At 67.1% G+C, this 26,309-nt stretch carries 25 protein-coding genes and 1 pseudogene; 12 read left to right on the top strand and 14 right to left on the bottom strand.

The window, feature by feature from the left end:
* Positions 1 to 206: 206 nt before the first annotated feature.
* The 3 genes from F1D05_RS05085 to F1D05_RS05075 all read right to left on the bottom strand — a co-directional run bounded on the left by F1D05_RS05085 (position 207) and on the right by F1D05_RS05075 (position 3,582).
* A complete protein-coding gene (locus F1D05_RS05085; RefSeq protein ID WP_246486437.1) occupies positions 207 to 1,703 on the bottom strand; it encodes a nitric oxide synthase oxygenase in 1,497 nt (498 codons plus the stop codon).
* Between the two features lie 72 nt (positions 1,704 to 1,775).
* Positions 1,776 to 2,333 carry a hypothetical protein gene (locus F1D05_RS05080; RefSeq protein WP_185446237.1) on the bottom strand — a complete coding sequence of 186 codons (558 nt, stop codon included), beginning with the start codon at positions 2,331 to 2,333 and terminating at the stop codon, positions 1,776 to 1,778.
* Positions 2,281 to 3,582, bottom strand: coding sequence for a globin domain-containing protein (locus F1D05_RS05075; protein WP_185446236.1), 1,302 nt, complete (start codon positions 3,580 to 3,582; stop codon positions 2,281 to 2,283). Before F1D05_RS05075 ends, F1D05_RS05080 begins: the two co-directional genes overlap by 53 nt.
* A 478-nt stretch (positions 3,583 to 4,060) precedes the next feature.
* Here F1D05_RS05075 and F1D05_RS05070 point away from each other — a divergent pair, with 478 nt between their 5' ends.
* On the top strand, positions 4,061 to 4,534 hold the full coding sequence (locus tag F1D05_RS05070; protein ID WP_185446235.1) for a HutD family protein: 474 nt from the start codon (positions 4,061 to 4,063) through the stop codon (positions 4,532 to 4,534).
* A 307-nt stretch (positions 4,535 to 4,841) separates the two neighbouring features.
* Here the strand turns inward: F1D05_RS05070 and F1D05_RS05065 are convergent, their stop codons facing one another.
* Positions 4,842 to 5,273: a hypothetical protein gene (locus F1D05_RS05065; RefSeq protein ID WP_206686082.1), complete on the bottom strand. Its 432-nt coding sequence runs from the start codon at positions 5,271 to 5,273 to the stop codon at positions 4,842 to 4,844.
* Between the two features lie 313 nt (positions 5,274 to 5,586).
* Here F1D05_RS05065 and F1D05_RS41805 point away from each other — a divergent pair, with 313 nt between their 5' ends.
* The gene (locus F1D05_RS41805; protein ID WP_281388911.1) at positions 5,587 to 5,715 is read left to right on the top strand and encodes a hypothetical protein; all 129 of its coding nucleotides are present in this window, start codon (positions 5,587 to 5,589) and stop codon (positions 5,713 to 5,715) included.
* A gap of 43 nt (positions 5,716 to 5,758) precedes the next feature.
* Here F1D05_RS41805 and F1D05_RS05060 read toward each other — a convergent pair whose 3' ends face one another.
* Positions 5,759 to 6,316 carry a hemerythrin domain-containing protein gene (locus F1D05_RS05060; RefSeq protein WP_185446233.1) on the bottom strand — a complete coding sequence of 186 codons (558 nt, stop codon included), beginning with the start codon at positions 6,314 to 6,316 and terminating at the stop codon, positions 5,759 to 5,761.
* A gap of 120 nt (positions 6,317 to 6,436) precedes the next feature.
* On the opposite strand from F1D05_RS05060, the gene F1D05_RS05055 reads away from it, so the two are divergent.
* From F1D05_RS05055 to F1D05_RS05045, 3 genes are all read left to right on the top strand, one after another.
* Entirely contained in the window at positions 6,437 to 6,661 is a 225-nt protein-coding gene (locus tag F1D05_RS05055; protein ID WP_185446232.1) for a CDGSH iron-sulfur domain-containing protein, read from the top strand.
* A 121-nt stretch (positions 6,662 to 6,782) separates the two neighbouring features.
* Complete coding sequence (locus tag F1D05_RS05050; RefSeq protein ID WP_185446231.1) at positions 6,783 to 7,382, top strand: GNAT family N-acetyltransferase; 600 nt, start codon at positions 6,783 to 6,785, stop codon at positions 7,380 to 7,382.
* A 212-nt stretch (positions 7,383 to 7,594) separates the two neighbouring features.
* A complete protein-coding gene (locus F1D05_RS05045; RefSeq protein ID WP_185446230.1) occupies positions 7,595 to 8,932 on the top strand; it encodes an FAD-binding oxidoreductase in 1,338 nt (445 codons plus the stop codon).
* Between the two features lie 82 nt (positions 8,933 to 9,014).
* On the opposite strand, the gene F1D05_RS05040 is transcribed toward F1D05_RS05045, so the two are convergent.
* Complete coding sequence (locus F1D05_RS05040) at positions 9,015 to 9,593, bottom strand: helix-turn-helix domain-containing protein (RefSeq protein ID WP_185446229.1); 579 nt, start codon at positions 9,591 to 9,593, stop codon at positions 9,015 to 9,017.
* An 86-nt stretch (positions 9,594 to 9,679) separates the two neighbouring features.
* Between F1D05_RS05040 and F1D05_RS05035 the strand changes: the two genes are divergently transcribed.
* Both F1D05_RS05035 and F1D05_RS05030 read left to right on the top strand, forming a co-directional pair.
* On the top strand, positions 9,680 to 10,333 hold the full coding sequence (locus F1D05_RS05035; RefSeq protein ID WP_185446228.1) for an SAM-dependent methyltransferase: 654 nt from the start codon (positions 9,680 to 9,682) through the stop codon (positions 10,331 to 10,333).
* Positions 10,305 to 10,805, top strand: a complete 501-nt coding sequence (locus F1D05_RS05030; RefSeq protein ID WP_185446227.1) for a DinB family protein — start codon at positions 10,305 to 10,307, stop codon at positions 10,803 to 10,805. The genes F1D05_RS05035 and F1D05_RS05030 overlap by 29 nt, the downstream gene beginning before the upstream one ends.
* A gap of 117 nt (positions 10,806 to 10,922) precedes the next feature.
* Here F1D05_RS05030 and F1D05_RS05025 read toward each other — a convergent pair whose 3' ends face one another.
* Both F1D05_RS05025 and F1D05_RS05020 read right to left on the bottom strand, forming a co-directional pair.
* A complete protein-coding gene (locus tag F1D05_RS05025) occupies positions 10,923 to 11,411 on the bottom strand; it encodes a vitamin K epoxide reductase family protein (RefSeq protein WP_185446226.1) in 489 nt (162 codons plus the stop codon).
* Between the two features lie 2 nt (positions 11,412 to 11,413).
* Positions 11,414 to 12,316: a DUF929 family protein gene (locus F1D05_RS05020; RefSeq protein WP_185446225.1), complete on the bottom strand. Its 903-nt coding sequence runs from the start codon at positions 12,314 to 12,316 to the stop codon at positions 11,414 to 11,416.
* Between the two features lie 275 nt (positions 12,317 to 12,591).
* On the opposite strand from F1D05_RS05020, the gene F1D05_RS05015 reads away from it, so the two are divergent.
* Positions 12,592 to 16,665, top strand: coding sequence for a bifunctional nitrate reductase/sulfite reductase flavoprotein subunit alpha (locus F1D05_RS05015; RefSeq protein WP_185446224.1), 4,074 nt, complete (start codon positions 12,592 to 12,594; stop codon positions 16,663 to 16,665).
* A 749-nt stretch (positions 16,666 to 17,414) separates the two neighbouring features.
* Here the strand turns inward: F1D05_RS05015 and F1D05_RS05010 are convergent.
* The 4 genes from F1D05_RS05010 to F1D05_RS04995 are packed head-to-tail and all read right to left on the bottom strand — an operon-like array spanning position 17,415 to position 20,942.
* Positions 17,415 to 18,245, bottom strand: coding sequence for a metal ABC transporter permease (locus F1D05_RS05010; RefSeq protein WP_185446223.1), 831 nt, complete (start codon positions 18,243 to 18,245; stop codon positions 17,415 to 17,417).
* On the bottom strand, positions 18,242 to 19,081 hold the full coding sequence (locus F1D05_RS05005) for a metal ABC transporter permease (protein WP_206686081.1): 840 nt from the start codon (positions 19,079 to 19,081) through the stop codon (positions 18,242 to 18,244). The genes F1D05_RS05010 and F1D05_RS05005 overlap by 4 nt, the downstream gene beginning before the upstream one ends.
* Before the next feature lie 17 nt (positions 19,082 to 19,098).
* Positions 19,099 to 19,974, bottom strand: coding sequence for a metal ABC transporter ATP-binding protein (locus F1D05_RS05000; RefSeq protein WP_185446222.1), 876 nt, complete (start codon positions 19,972 to 19,974; stop codon positions 19,099 to 19,101).
* Positions 19,971 to 20,942, bottom strand: a complete 972-nt coding sequence (locus F1D05_RS04995) for a metal ABC transporter solute-binding protein, Zn/Mn family (RefSeq protein WP_185446221.1) — start codon at positions 20,940 to 20,942, stop codon at positions 19,971 to 19,973. Before F1D05_RS04995 ends, F1D05_RS05000 begins: the two co-directional genes overlap by 4 nt.
* Before the next feature lie 107 nt (positions 20,943 to 21,049).
* Here F1D05_RS04995 and F1D05_RS04990 point away from each other — a divergent pair, with 107 nt between their 5' ends.
* Together F1D05_RS04990 and snpA are read left to right on the top strand one after the other, a co-directional pair.
* A complete protein-coding gene (locus F1D05_RS04990) occupies positions 21,050 to 21,799 on the top strand; it encodes an SDR family NAD(P)-dependent oxidoreductase (RefSeq protein WP_185446220.1) in 750 nt (249 codons plus the stop codon).
* 171 nt (positions 21,800 to 21,970) lie between these two features.
* Positions 21,971 to 22,615 carry a snapalysin gene (gene snpA, locus F1D05_RS04985; protein ID WP_185446219.1) on the top strand — a complete coding sequence of 215 codons (645 nt, stop codon included), beginning with the start codon at positions 21,971 to 21,973 and terminating at the stop codon, positions 22,613 to 22,615.
* A gap of 47 nt (positions 22,616 to 22,662) precedes the next feature.
* Here snpA and F1D05_RS04980 read toward each other — a convergent pair whose 3' ends face one another.
* Positions 22,663 to 22,983: a hypothetical protein gene (locus tag F1D05_RS04980; protein ID WP_185446218.1), complete on the bottom strand. Its 321-nt coding sequence runs from the start codon at positions 22,981 to 22,983 to the stop codon at positions 22,663 to 22,665.
* Positions 22,984 to 23,076: 93 nt separating this feature from the next.
* On the opposite strand from F1D05_RS04980, the gene F1D05_RS04975 reads away from it, so the two are divergent.
* Positions 23,077 to 23,250, top strand: a complete 174-nt coding sequence (locus tag F1D05_RS04975) for a snapalysin family zinc-dependent metalloprotease (RefSeq protein ID WP_246486436.1) — start codon at positions 23,077 to 23,079, stop codon at positions 23,248 to 23,250.
* A gap of 50 nt (positions 23,251 to 23,300) precedes the next feature.
* On the opposite strand, the pseudogene ctaD reads toward F1D05_RS04975, so the two are convergent.
* Positions 23,301 to 25,068 (bottom strand): annotated as a pseudogene (gene ctaD / locus F1D05_RS04970) (aa3-type cytochrome oxidase subunit I).
* Positions 25,069 to 25,240: 172 nt separating this feature from the next.
* On the opposite strand from ctaD, the gene F1D05_RS04965 reads away from it, so the two are divergent.
* Positions 25,241 to 26,053, top strand: a complete 813-nt coding sequence (locus tag F1D05_RS04965; RefSeq protein ID WP_185446217.1) for an alpha/beta fold hydrolase — start codon at positions 25,241 to 25,243, stop codon at positions 26,051 to 26,053.
* Positions 26,054 to 26,309 lie beyond the last annotated feature (256 nt).

Below are 26,309 nucleotides of genomic sequence, written 5' to 3'. Positions count from 1 at the left end.
GGACCAACTAGCCTCCGCCGCCCATGATGGCAACGCTGCCGCGATCGTTGAACCCTCAGGATCGTGCTCGTCGTCGGCATTGCTGTCGCGGGAGGCGGCCACGATCTCATCGAAGTCCTCGGTCCGGCTCGCCAGGCGGTCGCAGGTCTTATGCCTCTCAGGCTCGAGTCGAGTACGCGGACGCCATCTTCGAAGGTGGCTTGGGGTTAGGGGAAGGCCGGGGGGCCGCCTTGGAGGGAGCGGTGGGTTGCGTCGGGGTCGGTCAGGTAGTTCGGGAGTTGGGTTTCGGCGGTGTAGTAGCGGTGGAAGACCGGGGTTTGCGAGCCGGACAGCGGTGGCACGATCCAGGTCCAGTCCGCGGGGCAGCGGCGGCCTGCTCGTTCTTCTCGTTCCAGGTGGATAAGGAATCTGCGGGATTCGGTGTGGTGGTCGGTGATGCTTACGCCGTTCGCGGTGAACGAGTGCAGTACCGCACGGTTGAGCTCGACCAGGGCCCGGTCTCGCCACAGGGTCGCCTCGTCCGAGGTGTCGAGCCCCATCTGCTCCGCAATCTCGGGTACGAGGGCGTAGCGGTCGCTGTCGCCGAGGTTGCGGGCGCCGATTTCCGTGCCCATGTACCAACCGTTGAAGGGAGCGGCCGGGTAGGAGACGCCGCCGATGACGAGCCGGTTGTTGCTGATCACCGGCACCGCGTGCCACCGCAGGCCCAGCTCGGCGAACCACGCCAGCTCGGGGTGCTCGAGGGGAACCTCGTGTACCGCTTGGCGGGGGAGCTGGAACATCTGCGGTCCCTCCTCGACGGTCTCCACAACGAGTGGGAGCACGTCGAAGGCTCCCGGGACATCGGGCGGTTGCCACCCGCGCTGGACGAGTTCGCTGGTGAAAGTCCGGTAGCGGGGGTCGCCGAGGACGCGCCCGTCCGGCTGCTCGTACCCGGCGTACCGGACGAGTTGCTCATTCCAGATCCGGGGGGCGGGCCTGGCCGGAGTCTCGGGAGCGAACACGCTGATCATCGGCCGGATCTTCCCGCCGTTGTGAGCCACCTGCAGATGGTCGAAGCAGCTCCCAGCGACATCACCGGCGCCGGAGACAGTCCTCAGATCGCGCACCTGGAGGCTGCGCCAATACAGCCTGCCGATGCACCGTGCGTTGTTGCGCCAGGCGACACGGGCGCCGAAAGCCAGCTCCTCGGCCGTGTGCCAGTAGGTCCCGGTCAGTTCGATCTCCCGCATCACCGCGGCGATCCGCGGTCCCAGCCGCTCGGCCCGGGGGCTCTCGCCGTGGAAGAGCTCGAGGAACTCCCGGGCCGCGGCCCGAACCACCTCGATGTCGGCGCTCTCGGCACTCCGTTCTGGATCAGGCCGGCCGGTGGGCCTGATCGGGTGGTCCGGACTGGTCGAGTGGCCGGGCCTCGACGGATGGTCGAGCCGCACCGGCTGGTCGGGCCTCGACGGGATCCGGCCGGGTCCTGATGATGCCCGCCGGCCGGCCCGTGGCGCCTTGCGCCACGGCCTGTCGCCGATCTGGAACAGCTTCTCTCCGGCGTGAACCGCGACGAGGAGGCGGGCACAGATCCCCACCGTCAGGAAGAGGATCGCCAGGCTCAGTACTACGACGGCCGGGCGGCTGGTCGGCACGTTCCAGCCGAATTCGACCGCGCCGACGGCCAGAGCCAGTCCGACGACCGTGAGCGGGAGAACCACCAGTAGGCGAAGCTGTGTCGCCGGCTGGTGGACTGGGGCGGTCCGGGTGGGTCTCGGAAGGGCTGGCATCGGTCAGTCCGTGCCCGGAGATCCCAGCCGGCCGGCGTCCCGGAAATGGGTTCCCCAGTCCCTGGGGTCGTCGGGCAAGTGGTCCTTCTGGAGCGGCGTAGCGGTGCCGGACCGGCCGGGCTCAGGCGTGCTCCCGAGCTGGTCGACCTCGGTGGCGAACGAGTTCACGATCGACTGCATCTGCGCCTGAGCCGACTGTGCGTACGAACGTACCTGCTCGCCGGCCGTGTCCATGGCCTCCGCGACGATCTGGCGCTCGTGCGCGCGCGCTTGGCCGATGCGCTCGCGGGCGTCCCGGCTGACGTCCTGGACCATCTCCTCGACGACGAGCTGTGCCTGGCTGAACATCTGGACGACCTGTTCGTTCACGCGGTCACCGGTCTGTTCGTGGTGGTCCAGCTCCGCCTGAACGCGCTGTAGCTCCGCCCGCCCGCGCTGCAGCTCGGTCTGGAGACGCTGGTTCCTGGCCCGGCTCTCACTGAGCTCCCGCTCGGTGGCCTGTATCTGATCAGCCAGCTGATCGAGGTACCCGTAGACCCTGCCCGAGTCGAGTCCCCACATCCGCCGCCGGAACGCCTCGTCGCGGATCGATCTGGGGGTCTGATGCGAAGTGCCGCGGCGGTGGTTGTTCGTCGTCACTGGTTGTCTCCTGACCTGGTAACCCCGGCCCGACGGCGTGCTCGCCGGCGGCCGCGTAGTAGAAGTGCTCGTACTTGATGTCCTCGGGCTGCATGCCGGCGACGGCCAGCTGCTCCAGCGTGTGCGCGACCATCTGCGGGCCGCCGCACACCATCGCAGTGCGCCCGTACGTCGACTGCCGGGCTGCGACCGCGCCGACCTTCCCGCGCGTTCCGGGATAGGACGAGTCGTCGGACACGACCTCGGTGTATTCGAACCAGGGCCGCTTCTGCGCCAGCTCCCGCAGCCGTGGCCGGTCGTAGAGGTGCCAGGGCATCCGGACACCGTGGAGAAGATGGACCAGAGGTCCGATCTGAAATCGTTGCCACTCATGGTCGATCTGCTCCAGCACGGCCAGCAGCGGAGCGAGGCCGGTGCCACCGGCGACCAGTAGCAGTTCCCTTTTGTCGCCGGCGCGCCGGGTCAGCCGGTCGCCGACCGGCGCCCCCAGCTTCACGACGTCGCCGGTCTTCAGGGACCGCACCACGGCAGGGCTCACCAGGCCACCGTCGATCTGTTGCACGTGCAGATCGATGGAACCGTCCGGACGTGGGGCGTTGGCCGGACTGAAGTATCGCCACTGCCGGGGTCGTTGGGGAATCTCCATGGAAACCGACTGGCCAGGAAGGAACTGGAACGCGCGCCTCGGCCGGACCGTCAGCAGGGTGAGATCCATCGTCCGCCGCTCGGCAGAGACCACGTCGGCGTCCCACCAGTCCGGGCTGGACTCCGAGGACGTCTCCGCCGCCTCGACCATGATCCGCGCGACCACCTGATAGGCCGACGTCCACTGCGCGGCGAGTTCCTCGTCCCACTCAGGCCCCAGGAAATGCATCAGGGTCGCGCACAGCGAGGCGCCGACGGCGTTGTAGTGCTCCGCGACGACGGCGTACTTGCGATGGTCGCGGCCGAGGTGCTGCAGGAAGGTCGAATCCTTGTCGAGCTGGTCGGCGTGGCTGACGATTCTGCCGAGTGCGCCGACGAATTTGTCTCGCTGGTTCGACATGGAGAGCGGGAACATCGACCGCACTTCGGGGTGAGACACGAAAAGGTGCGAGTAGAAGTACAGCGGTACCTGTTCACCGTGCTTCGTGACCTGGTCCCAGCTTCGTTGCAGGGCGTATGCATCCATCAGGGTTCGCTATCCGGCTCGGAAGATCAGCTCCTCGGGGGAAACGGACGGTCCATCAGTTGGCATCGTGTGCCCTCGGTTGTCGGCAGCTCGAGCCGACGGGTACCGCGTTGACAAGGGTTCCCTCCCATTTCCGGTCCCACAGTCTTTCCACTCCCCGAGTTCCACTCCGACCTACCCGTGGGCCAGCGGGTTGAAACCGCTGATCGGACTCAACCGTCTCGATTCTTCGGCGGCCCTGTCGGGACCGCGCTTTCCAGCGCTGGCGGCGGCCGGGGGAGTGATTGTTGGGAGGTCTGGAAGTTCTGGCGGGACAGGGAGACCGCGCGAATCGCAGTGGCAATTCATGCGATTGCTTCAGGATATCAGCAGCACCAGGCTCGGGTCGTGCGGCAGTCGTTGCCGTGAGCAACAAGAAGTAGGTCGGTACCGCGATAGGCTGGCCGTCCGGTTCCGGACGACGTCGGTAGGAGCGCTGATGACTGCTGGCTCACGTCCGCACCGTGCGGTGCGGGTGCTGAGGCCGGAGCTTGTCGAGGCCATCGCCTGGCGCAACGGGGCCGGGACCACCCGGGAACTCGTGGATGATCCGGCCGGATGGCGGCTCAGCGTCGCGGAGCTCGAGCGGAATGCGGCGTTTTCGGAGTTCGAGGGCTTGGATCGGGTGTTTATGCCGTTGGTCGATGTAGTTCTGTGGATCGACGGTGTGCGCCGGCCGGTGGGTCGCTGTACGGTCGCCTCCTTTCCTGGCGAGGCGAGCGTCGCGGTGGAGCTCGTCGCAGGTGCGGGGCGGGCGGTGAATTTGATGACGGTTCGTGGGCGGTGCAGCGGTGGGCTGGCCGTGGTGTCGCGAGTCGAGTGGGAGCGGCGCGACCACGATGCGTCGGGGTTGTTCGTCGATCTGGGCGCGGAGGTTGTGGAAGTAGAGGTGCGCGTCGATACGCGCCCTTGAATTTCCGAAAGTATTCAATAAATACGGCGACCGTATCGTTTGTGGTGGTGTCCGTTGCTTGTTTCGGCGCCATGATTGTCGCGCCACTGTCGTCCAACGCATCAGGTGTTCCGGCCGCGAAACCTGCTCAGGCTCAGGCATCCGTTGTCGTTCGGCCGGTGGCGGTGGGTTTGCCGGCCGTGTGCGGTTCACAGCGGCATGAGCGTGTGTTGCCCGCGCCATGGTGTTCGGTGGCGATCATTGCTGGAACGTCTGGGCCGGATCACGGATCCGGGGCCGCGCAGGTGGGGACGGTGGCGAAGGTCGGCTATTGCGTGGTTTCAGGCTGGAGTGGCGCGGTGGGGAAGAGAATCGGGCTGAGCAGATAGGGCGCTCGGCCGGGCGTGGGCTCGTTGGCGACCGAGTCCCGCAGGACCCCGAGCATCTTGCGGGTCATCTCGGCGAGTTCGTCGGGGCTGAGCCAGAGCATGCCCTGCCGGTAGGACACCCCGTCGGCGGCCGGGTCGGCCTCGTCGCGGTCGAGGTAGGCGTTGAACTCGGCGATCAGAACGGCCATGGCGGCGGCGAACCCGCGGCGGTGGTCCTCCATCGTCATCGCGGCGGTCGCGTCAGCGTCGATCACGGGCCGGTGCCGGCGCAGTCGGTACCGGCGCTCGACGGCCCCGCGCACCCGCTGCTCGCCGGCCACCTCCAGGAAACTCCCGTCGACGAGCAGGGCGATCTGCCGGTACACGGTCACTCTTGACACGTCGGGCATACGGGCGCACAGCTGCGTGGTGGTGAACTCCAGCCCGCTGGACAGAGCGCACTTCATCCAGGCCGAGCAACCACAACTCGTCGTCACGCGAATCCAGCAACTCCTCCAGGCCACCACCTGACCGCGACCAACCCAAGCCACGCCTTTCGGCGACCACACGCGGCGCGCGACGCCAACCCCAACCGGACACACCCTCATTGGCATGAGCGGACGGGCAGTCATAGCCTCTTGTCGCTTGCCGGCGTGATGGGATCTACCGGCTTATTGCCACGAGGAAGGGCCGCAGTCTGGTCGTGTGTTCCACTACAGATACAGCGGGATAGAGGCCCACCCATCGCACCCGTGGAAGTCACTGGTCCTGGACGACTGGCCGGGCAGCCCGGACGCGTCGACGTGGACCGCCGCCGACGGGTCCGGGTACTGAAGGTCGGCGACCACCGACATCCCGTAGCGCTCGACTAGAGGCCTTACTCGCTTGCCTCCTGCTGCAGCTTCTTCTGCAGGGCGTCCTTGCCGAGTGATGAGACGCCGGAGACGTCGGCGTTGCGGGCCTGCTGCAGCAGCTCGTCGCGGGTGATGTCGTCCGGCTGCTCGCCGAGGTGTTCCTTGCGGCTGGCCGCGAAGGCCTCACCCAGCTCGAGACGCCGTTCCTGGCTCAGGTTGGCGCTCATGCCAGGGAGGACCTTGGTCTCTTCCTCCTCGACGTGGTGGGTCACCGCGTCGACCAGGTTGCGGAGCGCCTTGTCGAAGTCCGCCGACTCGGGATCGGTGGCAGCGAGCTTGGCCAGTAGCTGATCCGCTTCGACGTGTTCTTCCTGGCTGTGCGCGACCTCGTCGGCTTCATCGGCCTCCGCGGCGGCCGCCGGATAGACCTCGGACTCTTCGGCGCGACTGTGCGCGAACAGCAAGGTGGTCAGCACGGGCACGAGTCCGACGCGCTTCTCCGGGTGGTTCTTCAGCTCGTCGAACAGCCGTTCGACCTCGCGGTGATCCTGCATGATCAGATCGACGACATCGGCAGCCATTGCCATTCCTCCCAGTCCAGGTCCGCCCCGGTCGGCGTGACTCTGAGTGGGCTGTACCCCGGCGACAAACTCGCGAAGTCGAGCCCCTTTACGACGGTTGACGGCGGGTACCGGCGCTGCATGAGTGAGTCGACGAACACCGAAGGTGCCGTAATTCGTGCCTACCAGGATGGGCCGCTACTCGTCAGGGGTGCCTTCGAACTGCGCGATGAGACCGGCGCCGTGATCGACCCCGGCCGGGCGACGATCGCCCTGTGCCGCTGCGGCCGTTCCGCACTCAAGCCCCTCTGCGATGGCAGTCACGCCCTGGCCGGAAAGCGACGCAAACGGCCCACCACCAAGTGACCGCTGACCGAGTCACCGGAGGATCTCGCCACGTACCCAGGACCAAGCGTTCCGGGTCCTTAGCTGGCGCACCGGGCGGATATCCGGGACAGATCGGCGGAAGCGTGTTGACATGGTGGGCATGGGTGAATCGACGACGGCGGACGGGACTGCCGCGCTGGCGGTCCGCGCGCTGACCGATGAGACCTGGCCGGCGTTCGCGCGGCTGGTGGAAGCGAACAACGGCGTCTGGGGCGGCTGCTGGTGTGTGGGCTTCCACGTCAAGCTCGGCAAGGGGCGGACGGCGGCCGAGAACCGGGCGGAGAAGGAGAAGCGGGTCCGCGAGGGCCGCACTCACAATGCGCTGGTGTTCTCCGGAGACGAGTGCCTGGGGTGGTGCCAGTTCGGCAGCCCGGCGGAGTTGCCCGAGATCAAGAGCCGTCGCCTGTACGAGAAGGGCCTGGTCAGCCTGCCTGATTGGCGTATCACCTGCTTCTTCACCGGCAAAGGCCTGCGTGGCCGCGGGGTGGCGGATGCCGCACTCGGCGGGGCACTGGCTCAGATCGCGCGCCTGGGCGGCGGTACGGTCGAGGGCTATCCCGAGGAGACCGACGATCGCAAGGTGTCGGGATCGTTCCTGCACACCGGGCCGATGGCCGCCTTCGAGAATCACGGTTTCACCCGCACGCGCCCGATCGCCCCGCACCGCTGGGTCGTCACCCGCGCTGTCGACCCGGCCTGAGCGCGCGGCGTAGCCCGGCGCTCTCGTACTGCGTTGGCGCAGCTCGGCACGGCGCTCTCGTACTGCGTTGGCGCAGTTCATCTCGGCGGTGATGTCACAAAAGGTAGGGCTCTGTCGTCGGATGTTCGACAGGAGAACACGCGATGACGGAACGCGGCCGGAGACCTTGGTCTCTGCCTCGAACGACGAGGGTGCCGTGTGGGAGGAAAAGTATGAGTTCAGGAGTGGAAGAGCTTCGTCGTGAGTTTGGCGGAGACGTGATCGAGCCGGGTGCACCGGCGTACGAATCGGTGAGTGGATCGGTGCTGTTCGCGGGCACCCCGGCGTATGTGTTGCGACCCAAGACCGTCGGGGATGTGCAAGCGGCGGTGAAGTTCGCCGCGGCCTCGGGGCTTTCGTTGGCTGTGCGCGGAGGCGGGCACGGGTTCGCCGGGTTCGGGACCAACGACGGTGGTGTGGTGATCGATCTCGGTGAGCTTGCGGGCGTGGAGATCGTTGATGAAGAGCGTCACGTCGTACGGGTTGGCGGGGGCGCTGTCTGGGGGCAGGTCGCGAACGCGTTGGCCCCCCATGGACTGGGAATCTCGTCCGGGGACACCAAGAGCGTCGGTGTCGGCGGGCTGACCTTGACGGGCGGAATTGGATGGAAGGTCAGGAAGTACGGCCTGACGCTGGACAACCTGGTCGCGGCGGAGGTTGTCACCGCCGACGCCGAGGTCGTGACCGCCAGCGCCGATGAGAACCCAGAGTTGTTCTGGGCGATCCGGGGTGGCGGCGGCAACTTCGGCGTCGTGACTGCCTTCGACTTCGTGGCACACCCGACGACGGAGGTCTTCCACGGGAAGATCGCGTTTCCGGCGACGGAGGCGGCCGGAGTACTGCAGGGCTGGGCGGACTATCTCCGTACTGCGCCTGAGGAGCTCACCTCCATCGCGAGCTTCGCCAATCCCTTCGCCGGCGGAGCCAATGCGCCGGTGGAGATCCAGGTTGCCTTCGATGGCGATGACCCGGAGCTCGCGGCCCAGGCCATCGATCCGATTCGCCGGCTGGGAACGGTGATCGCCGACGACGTCGTACTGAAGCCTCTCGCGGACACGCTCGAGGAAGGAATGGCTCCGCCGCCCGGCATCCGGGTGTTCACCCGCAGCGGGTTCGCCGCCAAGGAATCGGTGTCGGAGGTTCTGCGGATCCTCACCGAGGTCGGGGCGTCGGAACGACCGCCGTTCATCGCCGTGCGGAGCGTCGGGGGAGCGGTGTCCCGGGTGCCCGAAGGCGCCACCGCCTACGCGCATCGCCAGGCGGAGTTGATGTTCATGACCACCGTTCTCGGACCGGCTCCGGTGGTCGAGGCCGCATTCCCCGCACTGGCGGCGATCTGGGGGCGGCTCGCACCTCACGTCAACGGTGCCTACGGCAACTTCCTCGCTACCGCCACCGATGAGGATGTCGCCGCGGTCTATCCGGCGGAGACCTATCAGCGTCTCGCTGCGGTCAAGCGCCAATACGACCCCGGCAATCTCTTCGCAGGCAACCACAACATCCGGCCCTAGGCCAGACCGCCGACAGCCTCGCCACCGAACCAGTGGCGAGGCTGTTCGCCGTACGTCGCGCGCGGCCGCGCCCTGCTGTGTGTCAGTGGTGGGCCTTCGACAGGTGGGCGCGTTCTCCCTGGGGCCCGAAGAGGGTCAGCAATTCGGCGGGTTGATCGGTGGCGCTGGCGATCGCGTGCGGGACCCGGGTGTCGAATTCGGCGGCTTCGCCAGTACCCAGTACGAGGTCCTGCTCACCGAGGATGAAGCGGACCTGTCCGTTGAGGACGTAGAACCATTCGTATCCCTCGTGGGTCTGCAGTTTCGTCAGGCGTGATCGGCCCGCCGGCGGATAGATCACCTTGTACGCCTGGATCCCGCCGGGCCGTCTGGTGAGCGGCACGACAGTCAGCCCGAAGCGCCGTACTGGTCGTAAATGAATGCGTGGGTCGCCGGTCAGCGGCGCCTCGACCAGTTCCTCCAGCGGCACGCCATGTGCCCTTGCCAACGGCAACAACTGCTCCAGCGTCGGGCGGAGTTTCCCGTTCTCCAGCCGCGACAGCGTGCTCGAGGTAATACCGGTCTCCGCCGCCAGGTCTGCCAGCGTCACCCCACGCGCCCGGCGCAAGGCTCGCAGCCGTGGCCCGACTCCGGCGAGAACGTCTTCTTCAGTCCTACTCATGAAGCCCATCATGCGGATCCGCAACTTTTCTTGCAAGAAGGCACCCGCCCTGGCCATCCTCGAACAGAGCCAAGGAGGTAGATCGAATGAACGAAGCCCAACTCTTCTGGGACAAGCACTACCAGCCCCTGCGCACCTGGGGCGCGCGAGCCAATCCGCTGCTGGTCGAAACCGCCGAACCGTTGTCCACCGGCGCCGCATTGGACCTGGGCTGCGGCGCGGGCGGTGACGCCATCTGGCTCGCGCAGCACGGGTGGCGCGTCACCGCCGTCGACATCTCGACCACCGCTGTCGAAGAGGTCCTCGAAAACGCCCGCGCACAAGGCCTCGCGGACCAGGTCACTACGGAGCAACACGACCTGACCCGAACCTTCCCCGACGGGAGGTTCGACCTCATCTCGGCGCAGTACCTGCAAAGCCCGTTCGCCCTGGAGCGCAGCCAGCTCCTGCGCACCGCCGCGGCAGCGCTTCGCCCTGGCGGACTGCTCCTGATCGTCGACCACGGCTCCATCGCTCCCTGGTCCTGGAACCAGGACCCCGACATCCACTTCCCGACCCCGACCGAGATCGCCGCCGGGCTGGATCTCGACCCCGGACAGTGGCCCGTACTCCGAGCCGACAGTCCGCGACGTGAAGCCACCGGCCCCGGCGGCCAGACCGCCACCGTCACGGACAACGTCCTCGTCGTTCAAAGAACCGGAGGGCCGAAAGATGCCAACCAGCCAGACGCGAAGGCGTAAACGCGACACCGGTCCACCGCGAGTGGACGGTGACGAGAAGGCCACTTTGCTGGCCTTCCTCGACTACCTCCGCGAGGCCATCGCGAACAAGGCCGCGGGAGCACCAGAGCCGCAGATCCGAACAGCCGGCGTACGGTCGGGCACCAACGTCCTCGGCTTGGTCAAACACCTCACGTACGTCGAGCGGTTCTACCTCCTCGGCGAAGAGGTCCGCGACTGGGGCGGGACCATGCGGCCCGACCCGATGGAGACGATCGACAGCGTGACCGCGGCCTACCGAGAGGCCATCACCCGATCGAACGAAGTCATCGCGACCTACACAGACCTAGGCCTTCCCGCTCCCCGAACCGTGCGAAACCAAGAGCCGCCGTCGATGAGGTGGCTGCTGGTGCACCTGATCGAGGAAACCGGCCGCCATGCCGGCCACGCCGACATCCTCCGCGAACAGATCGACCACACGACGGGCCGCTGAAGCTCACAGTCGCGGCTGGCACCAGCTCCGACGCAGCGTTTGACGGGTGGACACGCGAAGTAGCCCCGGGGGGCGAATGTGCCCACCCTTAACCCGTTGCAGCAGGGGCTCTCGGTGTCAGGACTCGATCGGCGGGAGCGCTTGCCGGATCACGACGAGCCCGAACAACACGATCGTGAGCGCGTGGACGACGGTGCACCACAGGCAGATCGCGTTGATCTGGAAGAGCTCGGCCCAGATCAGGTAGCAGACGAAGACCACGCCGACCACCACCGCGGCCAGGCGAGCGCGACTCGGCCAGGGCGACGCCGTCCGCCACAGTGGAGGCAGTGACAGCACGACCATCGCCACGAAGAACCCCAGCCCGAGCACCGCCACCGGGATCCCTGCAAGCTTCGAGTACGAGCTGCTGGTGACCTTGGCGCAATTGACGACGCCGGTGTTCGGGCAGGCGAGCGTAGTACCGGCTGTGAAGTGCTCGTACGTCAAGTACGCGGCCACCGCAACGCCCGCGATCGACACCACCAGCGTCGCCCAGGGGAGCCAGCCCAGCGGCGCTGCCGTGGACTGGACCTCCTCGGAGCGCTGCCGCGAGGACGCGCTCATGCTCAGCTCTTCCCGAGCTTGCCGGCCGCGGCCGTAACGGCATCGGTCGAGCACACCGCGGCGGGCTGGTTGTTCGTGAGCTTGCAGAGCGCTGCGGTGTACAGGTTCGCGGAGCCGTCGATGGCCTTGGCGATCGGGCTCGACGGATCCTTCAGCGCGTCCGCGATCTCGGTCTGGGTCTTCCCGGCCAGCAGATCGGGGCTGTACGTCGCGCCCGCGGACACGAACGTCCCGCCGAGGTCCACGAACGGGATCGAGCCGGCGCTCTGCACGTACGGCGGCTTGTTGTACGTGTCGAAGGTCTTCTGGTCGGCGGCCGTCGGTGTGTCCAGCGGGGCGTACTGGCCGTTGACCTTCTCGTTGGTCGTGGTCTCGACGCCGGTGAACGCAAGGTACTGGCTGCTGAACTTCGTACCGTGGAAGGAGAGCGTGGGCGTGTTCGGGCTCACGTCGTCGGCAGCGGAGTGCGTCGTACCGAGGCCGCTGAAGGTCCCGAACCGCGACAGCGCCACCGTGACCGGCCAGCGCTCGGCAGCGCAGTACGGGCAGAACTCGGCGCCGATGTAGAGGACCTTCGGCTTGCCGCCCTCGGTCAGTGCCGGCGCGGTGATCTGCGACGGACCGCCCTGGACGTCGCCGGTGCCGACCGCGTTGAAGGTGGCTGCCGGGATCGACGCGAGCGTGGTGATCAGCGAACTGTCGGCGGTGCCGGTCGGTCCCGTGGCGGTCTTCTTCTCGCCACCGGCGAGGCGGATGGCGACCAGGCCGCCGATCACGACCACGACGACCACGACGGCGCCGACGGCCAGCAGCAGCCGCCTCCGTCGCTCAGCCCGCTGCTGAGCGGCAAGCTCCGCTGCGACCCGTTCCCGAGTCCTGGTCCTCTGCTCGACCCGCTTGCTCACTGCTCGATCTCCCGCCTGATCCTGAAGCGCGGCGACAACCCCAGGAAGTCTGCCACGCAGGCCAATCCGCTCGCCCGAGCGCGAGCCAGCTGAGTCTAGCCACGCTCTCCAGAGCGCTCGACAGCGACTGCCCGATCACGGGTGATCGCAGTGAGTAACCAGGCGTACTACTGAACCGCCGACCGAACTCACATCGCCCCGCAGCCGGTGTGAGTCCGCCGAAACAAAGAGCGGTTGCTGGCGTCACATCTGCGAAACGGGCGTTGCCTACCGTCATGGCATCCGATGGTGAGGGGGTGCGCGTGGCTGGTGGGCAGGCTGATGGCTCTCGCGTGCGGACGGTCTGTTCGTACTGCGGTGTCGGCTGCGGCCTGGTGCTCGACATCGCCACCGGCCCCGACGGGCGGAAGGTCGTCCGGAAGGCGTCCGGGGACAAGGAGCACCCCGCCAACTTCGGGCGGCTGTGTACCAAGGGTGCGACGACGGCGGACATGCTGGCCGCGCCCGGCCGGCTCACGACCGCGTTGGTCCGTGCTGAGCGTGGCGCCGAGCAGGTCCCAGTCGGTATCGACGACGCGATCGCGGACGCCGCGCGACGGCTGAGGGTCATCGTCGACGAGCACGGCCCGGACGCGGTTGCGCTGTACGTGTCCGGACAGCTGAGCCTCGAGGCGCAGTACCTGTCGAACAAGCTGGTCAAAGGCTTCATCGGCACCAACCAGATCGAGTCGAACTCCCGGCTCTGTATGGCGAGCGCGGGCACCGGCTACAAGCTGTCGCTCGGAGCGGACGGCCCGCCCGGCTCGTACCAGGACTTCGAGAAGGCCGACGTCTTCTTCGTGATCGGCTCGAACATGGCCGACTGCCACCCGATCCTGTTCCTGCGGTTGATGGAACGCGTGAAGGCCGGCGCCAAGCTGATCGTGGTCGATCCGCGCCGCACCGCCACGGCGGACAAGGCGGATCTGTTCCTCCAGATCAAGCCGGGGACGGATCTCGCGCTGCTCAACGGACTGCTGCATCTGCTGGTCGAGGGCGGGTACACCGACGCCGGGTTCATCGCGGAGAGCACCGAGGGCTGGGAGTCGATGCCGGAGTTCCTGGCCGACTACACGCCCGCCGCGGTTGCCGAGCTCACCGGGATCCCCGAGGAGGACATCCGGGCGGCAGCGGAGTTGATCGGGGCGGCCGGGGAGTGGATGAGTTGCTGGACGATGGGCCTCAACCAGTCCACGCACGGGACCTGGAACACCAACGCCCTGGTCAACCTGCATCTCGCCACCGGCGCGATCTGCCGCCCGGGCAGCGGTCCGTTCTCGCTCACCGGTCAGCCGAACGCGATGGGCGGCCGGGAGATGGGTTACATGGGACCAGGGCTGCCGGGCCAGCGGTCGGTCGCCGTACCGGAAGAGCGCGCGTTCATCGAGGACCTCTGGGGTCTGGAGCCCGGGACGATCCGCGCGGACGGGTTCGGGCAGGGCACCGTCGACCTGTTCGAGCGGATGGCGGACGGCGAGATCAAGGCGTGCTGGATCATCTGCACGAACCCCGTCGCCTCGGTCGCCAACCGCAAGACCGTCATCGAGGGACTGGAGCGCGCCGAACTCGTCATCACTCAGGACGTGTTCGCCGAGACAGAGACCAACGGGTACGCCGATGTGGTGCTGCCAGGCGCATTGTGGACCGAAGCCGAGGGCGTGCTGATCAACAGCGAGCGCAACCTCACCTTGGCCCAAGCCGCCGTGGATCCGCCGGGTGAGGCGATGGCCGACTGGCAGATCATCGCGAAGGTCGCGTGCGCGATGGGATACGAGGCGGGCTTCTCGTACGAGAGTGCGGAGGAGATCTTCGAGGAGATCAAGGGCGCCTGGAATCCGAAGACCGGGTACGACCTGCGGGGGGTGACGTATGAACGGCTGCGGGAGACTCCGGTGCAATGGCCCGCCGCGTCTCTCGACGGGTCCGACCGGAATCCGATCCGGTATCTCACGGACGACGGCGTGAAGTTCCCGACGGCAAGTGGTCGGGCGGTGTTCTTTGCGCGGCCGCACATGCCGGCTGCTGAGATGCCTGACGACGACTATCCGTTCGTACTGAACACCGGGCGGCTCCAGCATCAGTGGCACACCCTGACCAAGACGGGGAAGGTTGCCAAGCTCAACAAACTCGATCCGGGGCCGTTCGTCGAAGTACACCCTGAGGACGCGGAACGGCTGGGCATTGCCGAGGGCGACTCGGTCGAGGTCGCCTCGCGGCGCGGGCGGGCGGTGCTGCCGGCCGTGCTGACCGATCGGGTCCGGCCGGGCTGCTGCTTCGCGCCGTTCCATTGGAACGACCTGTTCGGCGAATACCTGAGCGTCAACGCCGTCACCAACGACGCGGTCGACCCGATCTCCTTCCAGCCCGAGTTCAAGGTCTGCGCCGTCACTCTCACCAAGGTCACCACCCCGGTCGTGATCAAGACCCCGACCCCCGAGGTGCTCGAGGTAGTTGAGCAGGCGCGTTCTCAACCGGAGCTCGCGGTCATGCTTGGCGTAGAGGACTACAAGCCCCCGCACTTCGGTACGCGGGAACGCGGCTACCTCGCGGGATTCCTCAAAGGCCTCGACACCGGACTGCCCGGCGTACCGGTCCTGCCCTCGGGTGCCCCGTTCAGCGAGGAGCAGGCGCTCTGGGTGAACGGGGTGCTGGCCGGAGTACGGTCGCGTGTCCCGCAACCAGCTGTACCGACGCTTGGCGAGCGCGGCAGGAAGATCACCGTTCTGTGGGCGTCGCAGACCGGGAACGCCGAGGAGTTCGCCTCGATCGCCGCCGAGCGGCTCATCGCCGAAGGACACGACGTCAACCTGGTCAGCATGAACTCCGCTGATCCGGGCGCTCTGCCTGACACCGATCTGCTGCTGATCACGAGCACCTTCGGCGACGGCGACGCTCCGGACAACGGGACGACTTTCTGGGACAGCCTGGCCAAGGACCACTCGGGACTGGACGGCCTGCGCTACTCGGTGCTGGCCTTCGGAGACTCCTCGTACGACGACTTCTGCGGTCACGGTCGCCGGCTGGATCAGCGGATGGAAGAACTCGGCGCCACCCGGCTCGCCCCGCGCACCGACTGCGAACCCGACTTCGAGCCCGCCGCCACGACCTGGCTCGACCAGATCCTCACCGCTCTTGGTTCAGAGGCCGCGCTTCCCGACGTACCGGTTTCGGCGATGAGAAAGTCGCGGACGTCCAAGACGCAGACAGCCGGGGTGCGGTTGGCTGGGAATCGGCTGCTGAGTTTGCCTGGGGCCGGGAAGGAGGTTCGGCAGTTCAGTTTCGATCTGCGCGACAGTCAGACGCCGATCGTCTACGAGACGGGGGACGCGCTCGGAGTACGGGCAGTGAATTCCCCTGAGCTGGTTGACGAATGGCTCCAGGTCACCGGCCTCGACCGCGATGCCGTGGTCGAGCTCAACGGGGTCGGATCCCTGCCGTTGGGAGACGCGCTCCACCGGCAGTTGGACATCACGAAGATCACCTCCGATCTGCTGCGATTCGTCGCCGAACGCACGGGTGATCGCGATCTCCACAAGCTGCTTCGCCCCGACAACAAACACGAACGGGCCCGCTGGGCGTGGGGTCGCCAGGCCGTCGACGTCATCGCCGAGTACGCCGTACGGGCTGAGCCTCAAGCCTGGCTCGCGGTCCTCAAACGACTCCAGCCCCGGCTCTACTCGATCTCCACCAGCCCGCTCACCGACCCCGACACGGTCGCGCTGACGGTCTCCGTCGTCCGCTACGAGAGCCTCACCGGCCGCAAACGCAAAGGCGTCTGCTCGACGTATCTGGCCGATTCCGACCCGTACGCCGAGGTGCCGGTGTTCGTCCAGCGTTCGCCGCATTTCCGGCCGCCTGCCGACCCCGCCACGCCGATGATCATGGTCGGACCGGGAACGGGCGTGGCGCCGTTCATCGGGTTCCTGGAGGAGCGTCGCGTACTCGGGCACCGCGCGCCGAACTGGCTGTTCTTCGGCGAACAACACCGCGCCACCGACTTCTACTACGAGCAGGAACTGACGTCCCTCAAGGGGAACGGGCTCGACCGGCTGGACACCGCCTTCTCCCGCGATCAACGGTCCAAGGTCTACGTCCAGGACCGGATGCGGGAACACGGCCACCAGGTGTGGTCGTGGCTACAGGACGGCGCTCACTTCTACGTCTGCGGAGACGCCTCCCGGATGGCGAAGGATGTCGATCAGGCGCTCCGCGACATCGCCGCGACGCACGGCGGGCTCGACGACGAGACCGCCGCCGGGTACGTCGAACGCCTCGCCGCCGAGAACCGTTACGTCCGCGATGTCTACTGACCGCTGCCGTCGGTGACCTACCTGGCCGTGGACGTCAGCGCGCCGTAGTCCGCCGGGCCAGTCGCGGATCTCGCAGCGGGTGAAGGCATATCGCGATCATGCTCGCGGGTTCAGGATCGCCGGCGGTGCGGTGAGCGCCGGTACGCCGAACTGCCGCCGGCAGAACCGATTACCGATCCGATCTGCCGACACCCGGAAGCGTGATCCCGGGAACGCGAGCAGCGCCTTCTTTCTCCTCCGAAGCGAAGGCGTCGACCGCGCCGATCGCCGGTGTGGTGATGGTGGCGGGACGGCAACGGTGTGGTGATGGTGGCGGGACGGCAACGGTGTGGTGATGGTGGCGGGACGGCAACGGTGTGGTGATGGTGGCGGGACGATGATGGCCAGGCCGGGCTGGTGGCGGGACCTTGGACAGGATGTCGGGGGCTCGGACAAGCTATTTCGTGTCCGAGCCCTCGGCAAGGTGTCCCTACCCCCGGCAAGGTGTCCCTGCATCCGGCAAGGTGTCCCCGCCTCCGGCAAGGTGTCCCTGCCTCCGGGAAGGTGTCCTAGCCCCCGACATCGTGTACCGGAGTTTCGGGCGGGGGTGCAACTTGTGCACCGGATCTGTGACTCCCGGGCGGAATCTGCTCGACCCGCTGCACAAAGATGCGCTGCGGATGGTTGGCGCCGGGGAGGGAGTCGGTGCTGAGGCGGCTGGCCGGCGCACTGGTCCGGAGGTGGTGACCACCGATTCCGGCCTCAACTTTTCATCTCGCGGCACCAGCCGGCATGCGGCGGGGGCCGACTATGACGGCTGTGGCGAAGACGGCGGTGGCGGCGGCGAGGATGCCGAAGCTAGGTGGGACCTTCGGGACTGTGGAACTGAGGGCAAGGCCAGCCCACATCTCCAGGATTGCCAGGCCGGCCGACAGGGCCAAAGCTCGGTAGGGGCGATCGGTGAGTCGCTGGGCGGCGCCGGCGGGAGCGGCAAGTAGGCCGAGGATCAGCAGCGAGCCGACCGCCTGAGTCGCCACCGCCGCGCACGCGCCGACCAGCGCGAGAAAGGCGAACCCGAGCAGCCGCACCGGTACTCCGCGAGCGGCGGCCACTGCCTCGTCGATCGATGCGAACAGCAAAGGGCGAGCAACGATCACCACCGCCACGCACACCAAGCCCGCGATCACCGCCGCAGTCACCGCCTGCGACGTAGACAGACCGAAGATCGACCCGAACAGCACGCTGACCCCGGCATTGCCGTTCACCGCGCTACGCGACGTCGTGTAGACGGTAAGGAAGAAGACGCCCAGCCCAAGGATCCAGCTGAAGACATTGCCGATGGCAACGTCGTCCGGACGGCCGCGACGCCCCAGTACGCCGAGCAGCAGCGCAACTCCGATGGTCGCGACGAAAAGCCCGAGCCGCGGGTCGACGCCGATCGCGAGGGCGGCCAGCGCACCGGTGAACGCGACGTGGCTCAGCGCGTCGCCGGTGAAGACTTGCGCCCGTAGTACGAGGAAATAGCCGATCAGCCCCGCGGCGGCAGCGATCGCCGTACCGGCGAGCAAAGCGTGCTGGAAGAAGGGCTGGGTCAAGGTCATGCCACCGCTCCAACAGTCCTGAGTGGCAGCCGGCCAAGTCGCGCCAGAACGTAGCCGGCGAACGCGAGGGTGGTCACGAAGAACCCGATCGGGTACGGCGAGTGGTAGGCGGCGATGAGCCCCACCCAGGTCACCACAACTGCGAAGGCAATCGACAGTGCCAACCCGAGACGCGGGCTAGCAGTGATCGCCTGGGCAGTCGCAGCCGGCATCACCAGCAACGCGAACACCAGCAGTGACCCGGTGATCTGACTCGCCCCTGCGACCGCGGCTCCTAGTACGACCAGGAACAGCATGCTGAGCAACCGCACCGGAACCCCACGCCCGGCCGCGGCATCCGGATCGATGGATGCGAACAGCAACGGTCGCCCGATCGCGGCCAATACCACCAGTACGGCGATCGCCACCACCAAGAGCACCCATACCTGCATCGCAGTGATTCCGAGGAAGCTACCGAAGAGCAACGCGGTCACGCCACCCAGCAGCCCTTTGTAGAGCGCCGCGAACAGAAAGCCGCAGGCGAGCAGGAAAGCCTGGATCGTCCCCGTCAGCGCGGATTCGAGTCCGTCCGCATCCGGCCCGACCCGAGGGATCAGCCCAAGCACCACGGCCGCGGTGACGCAGAAGGCGAAATACCCGTACGTCGTACTCAGGCCGACCAGTGTCGCGCCGGCCGCCCCCGGGAACCCGACCACGGCCAAGGTGTGCCCGGCGAAGCTCTGCCGGCGCAACACCATGAACCAACCCACCACCGCCGCCACGACCGCGACGATCGTCCCGGCTCTGAAGGCGTTGACCATGAACGGGAAGACCCACATCTGCTGCAGGTCGGTCACCGGGTTCCAGACTGACCTCACAACCACACGCCACCAGCCTGAGAGGCGTGCCTATCGCTGTGCAGGGCGGGTGCCTCCGGTTGTCCGACGACGACGAGCCGGCCGTCCGAAGTACGCAGCACCTCGATCGGGGTGCGGTAGAGCCGGGACAGGGTCTCGGACGCGATGACCTGTTCGGGACGCCCCTCGACGGCACCACCTTCCGCGAGATAGACCACCCGGTCCAGCCGGGACAGGATGGGATTGATGTCGTGGGCAACCATCACTACGGTCACCCCTTCCTCCCGGCAGATCCTGCCGACCAGCGCCGCCATCGCTGCCTGGTTCGGCAGGTCGAGGCTGTCCAACGGTTCGTCGAGCAACATGAGTTCCGGTCGGCGTACCAAAGCCTGGGCAATCAACAGGCGCTGCTGCTCGCCGCCGGAGCACTGGCCGATCGGCCGATGTGCGTAGGCGGACGCGCCGACCAGGTCGATGACTTCGGCGACCCGGGCGGCCGCGGCCTTGCGACGCCGCAGCGGAATGCCCCAGCGATCGCCGTCCCAACCGAGCCCGACGAAGTCGACGCCGCGGATCCGCAACGACGCGTCGAAGCTGCGCCGCTGCGGGAGATAGCCGATCCGGTCGCCGGCCTGCCCAGGCCGTTCACCGAGCACCCGTACGTCGCCCGAGGCCGGCAGGACGCCGAGCAGCACCTTGACCAAGGTGGACTTGCCGACGCCATTGGGACCGAGTACGGCGACGAACTCACCCGCGCCGACGTCCAGCTCGACCCCGGACCACAGGGTGCGACCGCCGACCCGTACCGCCGCACCGCGCAACGAGATCGCGACCGGAGTCGTTGCCGTGGGCAACCGGGGTGTCAACTGGTGAACAGCCGGCAGCGGGTTCATTTGGCGCTGGCCAGAGCCTGTTCGATGCCCTGGAGCTGGCGGACCTGCCAGTCCTGGAAGGAGACACCGGCCGGCGTCGGCGTCTCGGTCACGGTCGCCACCGGAATGCCGTTGGCCTTGGCCGCCTTCACCTGGGTCTGGACGTCAGGCGTGCTGTTCTGGCTGTTGTAGACGTAGAGCTTGATCTGCTTGCCGGCGATCTGCTGGTCGATGAGCGACTTGTCCCGTGCGGTCGGGTCGGTGCCTTCGCTGATCGCGCTCAGGAACGAATCCGGGGTGAGCATCTTCAGCCCGAGCCCCTCGGCCAGCGGACTCACGATGGACTCGGACGCGCCGATCGGCGTACCGGCGTACTTCGACTTGATGTCGGTGATCAGCTGGTTGTAAGTGGCCAGCGTCTCGGTCTCGTACTTCGTCTTCAGCTGGTCGAAGGCGGCGGCATCGGCCGGGTCGAGCGACTTGTAGTCGGCGGTGATCTGCCCGATCACCTTGCGGACGTCGTCGGGGGAGTACCAGCGGTGCGGGTTGCCACCGGGCTGTATGCCGACCAGGTCACCGATCTTCAGGTCCGTCCGGCCGTCGGTCGGATTCGCGGCCAGCAGCTTGTCCGCCCAGGCGTCGTACCCGATGCCGTTCACGATGGTGAACTGCGCGCCGGCCACGGTCCGCGCGTCGGCGGCGGTCGGCTCGTAGTCGTGCGGATCGGCGTCCGGGTTGCTGATGATGCTGGTGACCTTGACGTGGTCACCGCCGAGCTGGGTCGCGATGCTGCCCCAGAAATTCTCCGCCGCCACCACCTGGATCGTCTTCCCGCTACTCGCGGGCGCGCCGGCACTTTTGGGCGACGAGGTCGAGCAGGCAGCGACAGACAGCACAGCCAACGCCGTCAGACCGCCGAAAACGAGCCGGCGGACGGCAGGCACAGAGTGATTCACGAAGATCGCCTCACGCGTAGATGAAAATGACATTCAAAACCATACTCCTTCCCCTGAGATTCGTCCCCGCCGGGATGTCGAGAACGGCGGGAGTGATCCGCTCAGTTGTCAGAGTGGTCCGACGACGAAGGAGAACGACGATGTTGCTCGAGGGAAAGAACGCGATCGTGTACGGCGGCGGCGGTGCGATGGCCGGCGCGGTCGCCCGGGCCTTCGCCCGGGAAGGAGCGACCGTGCATCTGGTGGGCCGCACCCTCGCCAAACTTGAGCAGGTGGCGGCAGACATCGAGGCGGCCGGCGGGCATGCTTCGGTGGCGGTTGTCGATGCGTACGACGCGGACGCCGTGAACGATCACCTGGCGTCGATCGAGGGCCGGGTCGACCTGACCTTCAATGGCGTTAGCGTGCGCGAGAAGCAGAACATCCCGGTGGTGGAGCTGGCTGTCGACGACTTCGTCCGGCCGGTCGAGGATGCCGCGCGGACCAACTTCGCTACCGCGACCGCGGTTGCCCGCCGGATGATCGAGCAAGGCGGCGGGGGCGCGATCCTGATGCTGTCGTCATCGGCGGCACGGGAGTCCGGCATCGAGATGGGCGGCTTCAGCCTCGCCTGTGCGGCGATCGAGTGCTTCACCCGCACCCTGGCCGGTGAGGTCGGCAAGCACGGGATCCGGGTGCTGGCCCTGCGACCCAACTTCACCCCGGAGTCCCACCCCGACTGGGTGAACACCGAGGACGGCAGTCTCGATCACCTGACCGTCGGTACCGCACTCGGCCGCCTGCCGCGACTTGCCGAGGTCGCGGGTGCTGCCGTCTTCGCCGTCTCGGATACGGCCGGTGCGATGACCGGCTCCGTGCTCAATCTCAGCTGTGGCGCGGTCATCGACTGACCTCGCGAAGGGCGTCCTGCGTCGTGAGGGTGCGGAATGGCTGCTCTAGAAGGATTGCCCGCATGTTTTCGGTGAGCTAGTGCGGATTTTCGGCTGCGCTGCCAGCATCCCGAGGTAGCGAACAGTGACCGACTGATCGCTCTCCGCCCAGAGTGAGTAGTGAGGTTCCGCATGTCTTCACGCAGCATGCTGTCTGTCGTGGCGATCGCCGCGACCGCAGTAGCCCTCCCTGTCGTCGCCGCCGCACCGAGCGACGCCGCCCCCGTCCAGTCCGCGCCTACCCAGGTCACCGCCGGGTACGTCGGTTCTGTGCAGGAAGCCGCCAACAACAAGGCGTTCTACGACGCCGTGATGAAGTCCGCCGCAGCGAAGCGCGCCAAGCTCGGCAACAAGACCGCTGCTGTCACAGTGGTCTACAGCACGAGCCGCGCACCCAGCTTCCGTACCCAGATCGCCCGCAGCGCACAGATCTGGAACAACGCCACCAACAACGTGACCCTGACCCAGGGCAGCAACTACGACTTCTACTACCGGGAAGGGAACGACACGCGAGGCTCGTTCGCCAGCACCGACGGCCACGGCAGCGGGTACATCTTCCTGGACTACCAGCAGAACCAGCAGTACGACTCCACCCGCGTGACGGCCCACGAGACCGGCCACGTTCTCGGCCTGCCGGACCACTACTCCGGACCGTGTAGCGAACTGATGTCGGGCGGCGGCCCCGGAACCTCCTGCCGCAACCCGTACCCGAACAGCACCGAGTCCACCCGAGTGGACAGCCTCTGGGCCAACGGCCTGACCAGCCTGCAGCACTGAGCCATCGGTCGCTGCCCTGGCGACCAGCCAGGGCAGCATTCCGGTGTCTAGAAGAGGTAGAACGCGGCGACCGCCATCGGGAGGACTCCGACGATCAGCCATGGAGACACCAGCGACCGCTGGTGGATGAGAAGGACACCGGCAGCGGTAGCGAGGCCTACGACGCCGGACATGATCCAGAGCCCGACGCCGGTGGAGTGCTTCGTCTGCTCCGCGTGCGGGCTGTACGCCGCGAGCGCCAGCGTCGGCGATCCGCCGATGTGGATGAGGATCACGGCGAACACCCACCGCTGCACGGTCTCGATGTTCATCTTCCGTCGCCTCGACGGGTCACTGCGCAGGAAGCGTCGCGGCGGGATCTCGGGCATGCCGCCGACTATCGCATACCCGTATGACTCATCGCCGTACGGCGGCGGGTGCGGGAGTGGCTACAGCTTCCTCAGAACCAGCACTCCGCCCAGGTGACGGCGCACGAGACCGGTCACGTTCTCGGCCTGCCGGATCACTACTCCGGTCCCTGCAGCGAACTGATGTCCGGCGGTGGGCCCGGTACGTTGTGCCGCAACCCGTACCCGAACGCCACCGAAGCGGGCGCGCGTCGACCGCTCTGGGCCAGCGGACCGACCAGCAACTGATGAACCGGCTGCCGTCCTGAATCCAGGGCGGCAGCCGCAGTACGGGCTGGTCAGGGGTTCGGATCGGTAGTTCGCTCCTCCAGATAGTCCAAGCGTCCTTGGTCCTCGCCGGCGTCGAGCAGGTTGTCGCGCTGCGCCCCGGTGTCGATATATTCCATCTTCGCGATGTCCGGGTGATGCAGGTCGAACGCGGGGCTCTCGGAGCGGATCCTGGGCAGCTGGATGAAGTTGTGCCGCGGCGGAGGCGAACTGGTGGCCCACTCCAGCGATCGGCCCCAGCCCCACGGGTCGTCGACGCCGACCAGCGGCGCCTTCCGCGACTTGTAGACGTTGTAGAAGAAGGGCAGCGTCGACACCCCGAGGATGAAGGCACCGACACTCGAGACCTGGTTGAGCGTGGTGAAGCCGTCGTTCGCGCCGTACGTCGCGATGCGGCGCGGCATGCCCTCGACGCCCAGCCAGTGCTGGACCAGGAAGGTGGTGTGGAAGCCGATGAACAGCAGCCAGAAGTGCAGTTTCCCGAGCTTCTCGTCGAGCATCCGGCCGGTCATCTTGGGCCACCAGAAGTAGAAGCCCGCGAACATCGCGAACACCACCGTGCCGAAGACGACGTAGTGGAAGTGCGCGACCACGAAGTACGAGTCGGACACCTGATAGTCCAGCGCGGGCGAGGCGAGAATGACTCCGGTCAGCCCGCCGAACAGGAAGGTGACCAGGAAGCCGACAGCCCACAGCATCGGCGTGTCGAACGACACCCGGCCGCCCCACATCGTGCCGATCCAGTTGAAGAACTTCACCCCGGTAGGCACCGCTATCAGGAACGTCATGAAGGAGAAGAACGGCAGGTTCACCGCTCCGGTGACGAACATGTGGTGCGCCCAGACCGCGATCGACAACAGACCGATGCTCAGGGTGGCTGCTACCAGGCCCACATAGCCGAAGATCGGCTTGCGGCTGAACACCGGCAGGATCTCGGTGATGATGCCGAAGAACGGCAGCGCGATGATGTAGACCTCGGGATGGCCGAAGAACCAGAACAGGTGTTGCCAGAGCAAGGCGCCGCCGTTGGCCGCGTCGAAGACGTGCGCGCCGAGCCGGCGATCGGCCTCCAGCATCAGCAGCGCGCCCGCCAGGATCGGGAAGGCGATCAGGACCAGGATCGACGTCACCAGGATGTTCCAGCAGAAGATCGGCATCCGGAACATCGTCATCCCGGGTGCGCGCATGGTGATGATCGTGGTGACGAAGTTGACGCCGCCGAGGATCGTGCCCAGGCCGGCCATCCACAGCCCCATCGTCCACAGGTCGCCGCCGATCCCCGGCGAGCGGGTCCCGCCGGACAACGGTGCGTACGCCGTCCAGCCGAAGTCGGCCGCGCCGCCCGGGGTGAAGAACCCCGACAGCGTGATCAGGCCGCCGAACAGGAACAGCCAATAGCTGAACATGTTGAGCCGCGGGAACGCGACGTCGGGAGCACCGATCTGGACCGGCATGATCACGTTCGCGAAGCCGACGAACAGCGGCGTCGCGAACAGCAGCAGCATGATCGTGCCGTGCATCGTGAAGAGCTGGTTGTAGACCTCTTCGTTCACGATCTGCAGACCCGGCTTGGCCAGCTCGGGCCCGGATGAACAGCGCCATCACGCCGGCGATCAGGAAGAAGATGAACGAGGTGGTCAGGTACAGGTGGCCGATCAGCTTGTGGTCGGTGGTGGTGAGCCACTTGACCACGATCTGGCCCTTGCCTAGCCGCCGTCGCCTCGGAATGAGGGTCTGCGGAACCTCTTCCGATGGTCGCGAGCGGGTGGTGATCGCCATGATCTGCTCCTCGCCAGGCAGTTCGCCGCAGTCCTCCTCGTCCCCGCGTGGAGGCCTGCCTCCCTTCCCGTATACCCCCTCAGCAATCAACCGTCCAGAGTGCGATGAGTTTCGGCCTCGCAGGGAGTCCTACTCCCGACAACCAGTTCGAAGCGTCCTGAGGAGAACCACAATGACCACCAATCAGACCCTGACCGTCGCCGGCGCCGACCTGTACTACGAGGTGCGCGGCAGCGGGCCACTCGTAGTACTGCTCGGTTCGCCGATGGGCGCGAGGTCCTTCGCGCCGTTGGCGGACCTGATCGCCTCCGACTACACGGTGCTCACCACCGACCCGCGGGGGATCGACCGCAGCCCGGTCAGCGATCCCGACCAGGACTCGACGCCGCAGCTTCGGGCAGGTGATGTGTCCGACCTGCTGACGCTCCTCGACGCCGGACCGGCGGCCGTCTTCGGGTCCAGCGGTGGCGCCGTCACGGCACTCGCGTTGGCGGAGGCAAGGCCCGATCTGGTGCACACGGTCATCGCGCACGAGCCGCCTCTTTGTGAGCTGCTCGAGGACCGCGAGCAGCTCGACGCCGGAACCGAGAAGATGATCGCCACCTATCTCGGCGGCGACAGCCTCGGAGCGTGGGGCCAATTCATGGCGCAGGCGAGCATCGACCTGCCGGAAGGCGCGCTGGAGATGATCTTCGGCGGCGACCGGTCGGCGCAGCAGTTGGCGGACGAGCGTCGTTGGTTCGAGCACGAGCTGCGCGGAACCGTCCGCTGGCAGCCCGACCTGCCGGTACTGCGGGCAGGCAAGCCCCGCATCATCGCGGGCATCGGCGAAGACTCGGCCGGCCAGCTCTGTGACCGTGCGACCAGGACCTTCGCCACCGCCGTGGGGGTCGAGCCGACGATGTTCCCCGGTGGCCACACCGGCTGCGCCGACGACCCCGCCACCTTCGCCCCGCGCCTCCGCGAGGTTCTCGCCTTGGCATGAGCAAGCAGACGCCTCCCGCTCTTCGGTGGACCGCAAGCGGGAGGCGTCTTCGTAGGTCAGCCGCAGATGGTTGTTCGCATCACGTCAGCGGGAGCGGGCGCGGCTGAAGCGGCGGGGATCGAGCCGGGCACTGTTGCCGCCACTGCCGCGACCAACACTGCTACTCGGGTCGCGGTGGATCTCATCGGATGGTTGTCCTTCCGGGTCCTCACTACACGGAACAACTGGGCACGTCGACGCCCACGACTTCCGTTGG

The organism is Kribbella qitaiheensis, assembly GCF_014217565.1.
Lineage (GTDB): Bacteria > Actinomycetota > Actinomycetes > Propionibacteriales > Kribbellaceae > Kribbella > Kribbella qitaiheensis_A.
The sequence above is the reverse complement of the archived record's forward strand: the minus strand, read 5'-3'. Positions and strand labels throughout refer to the sequence as shown.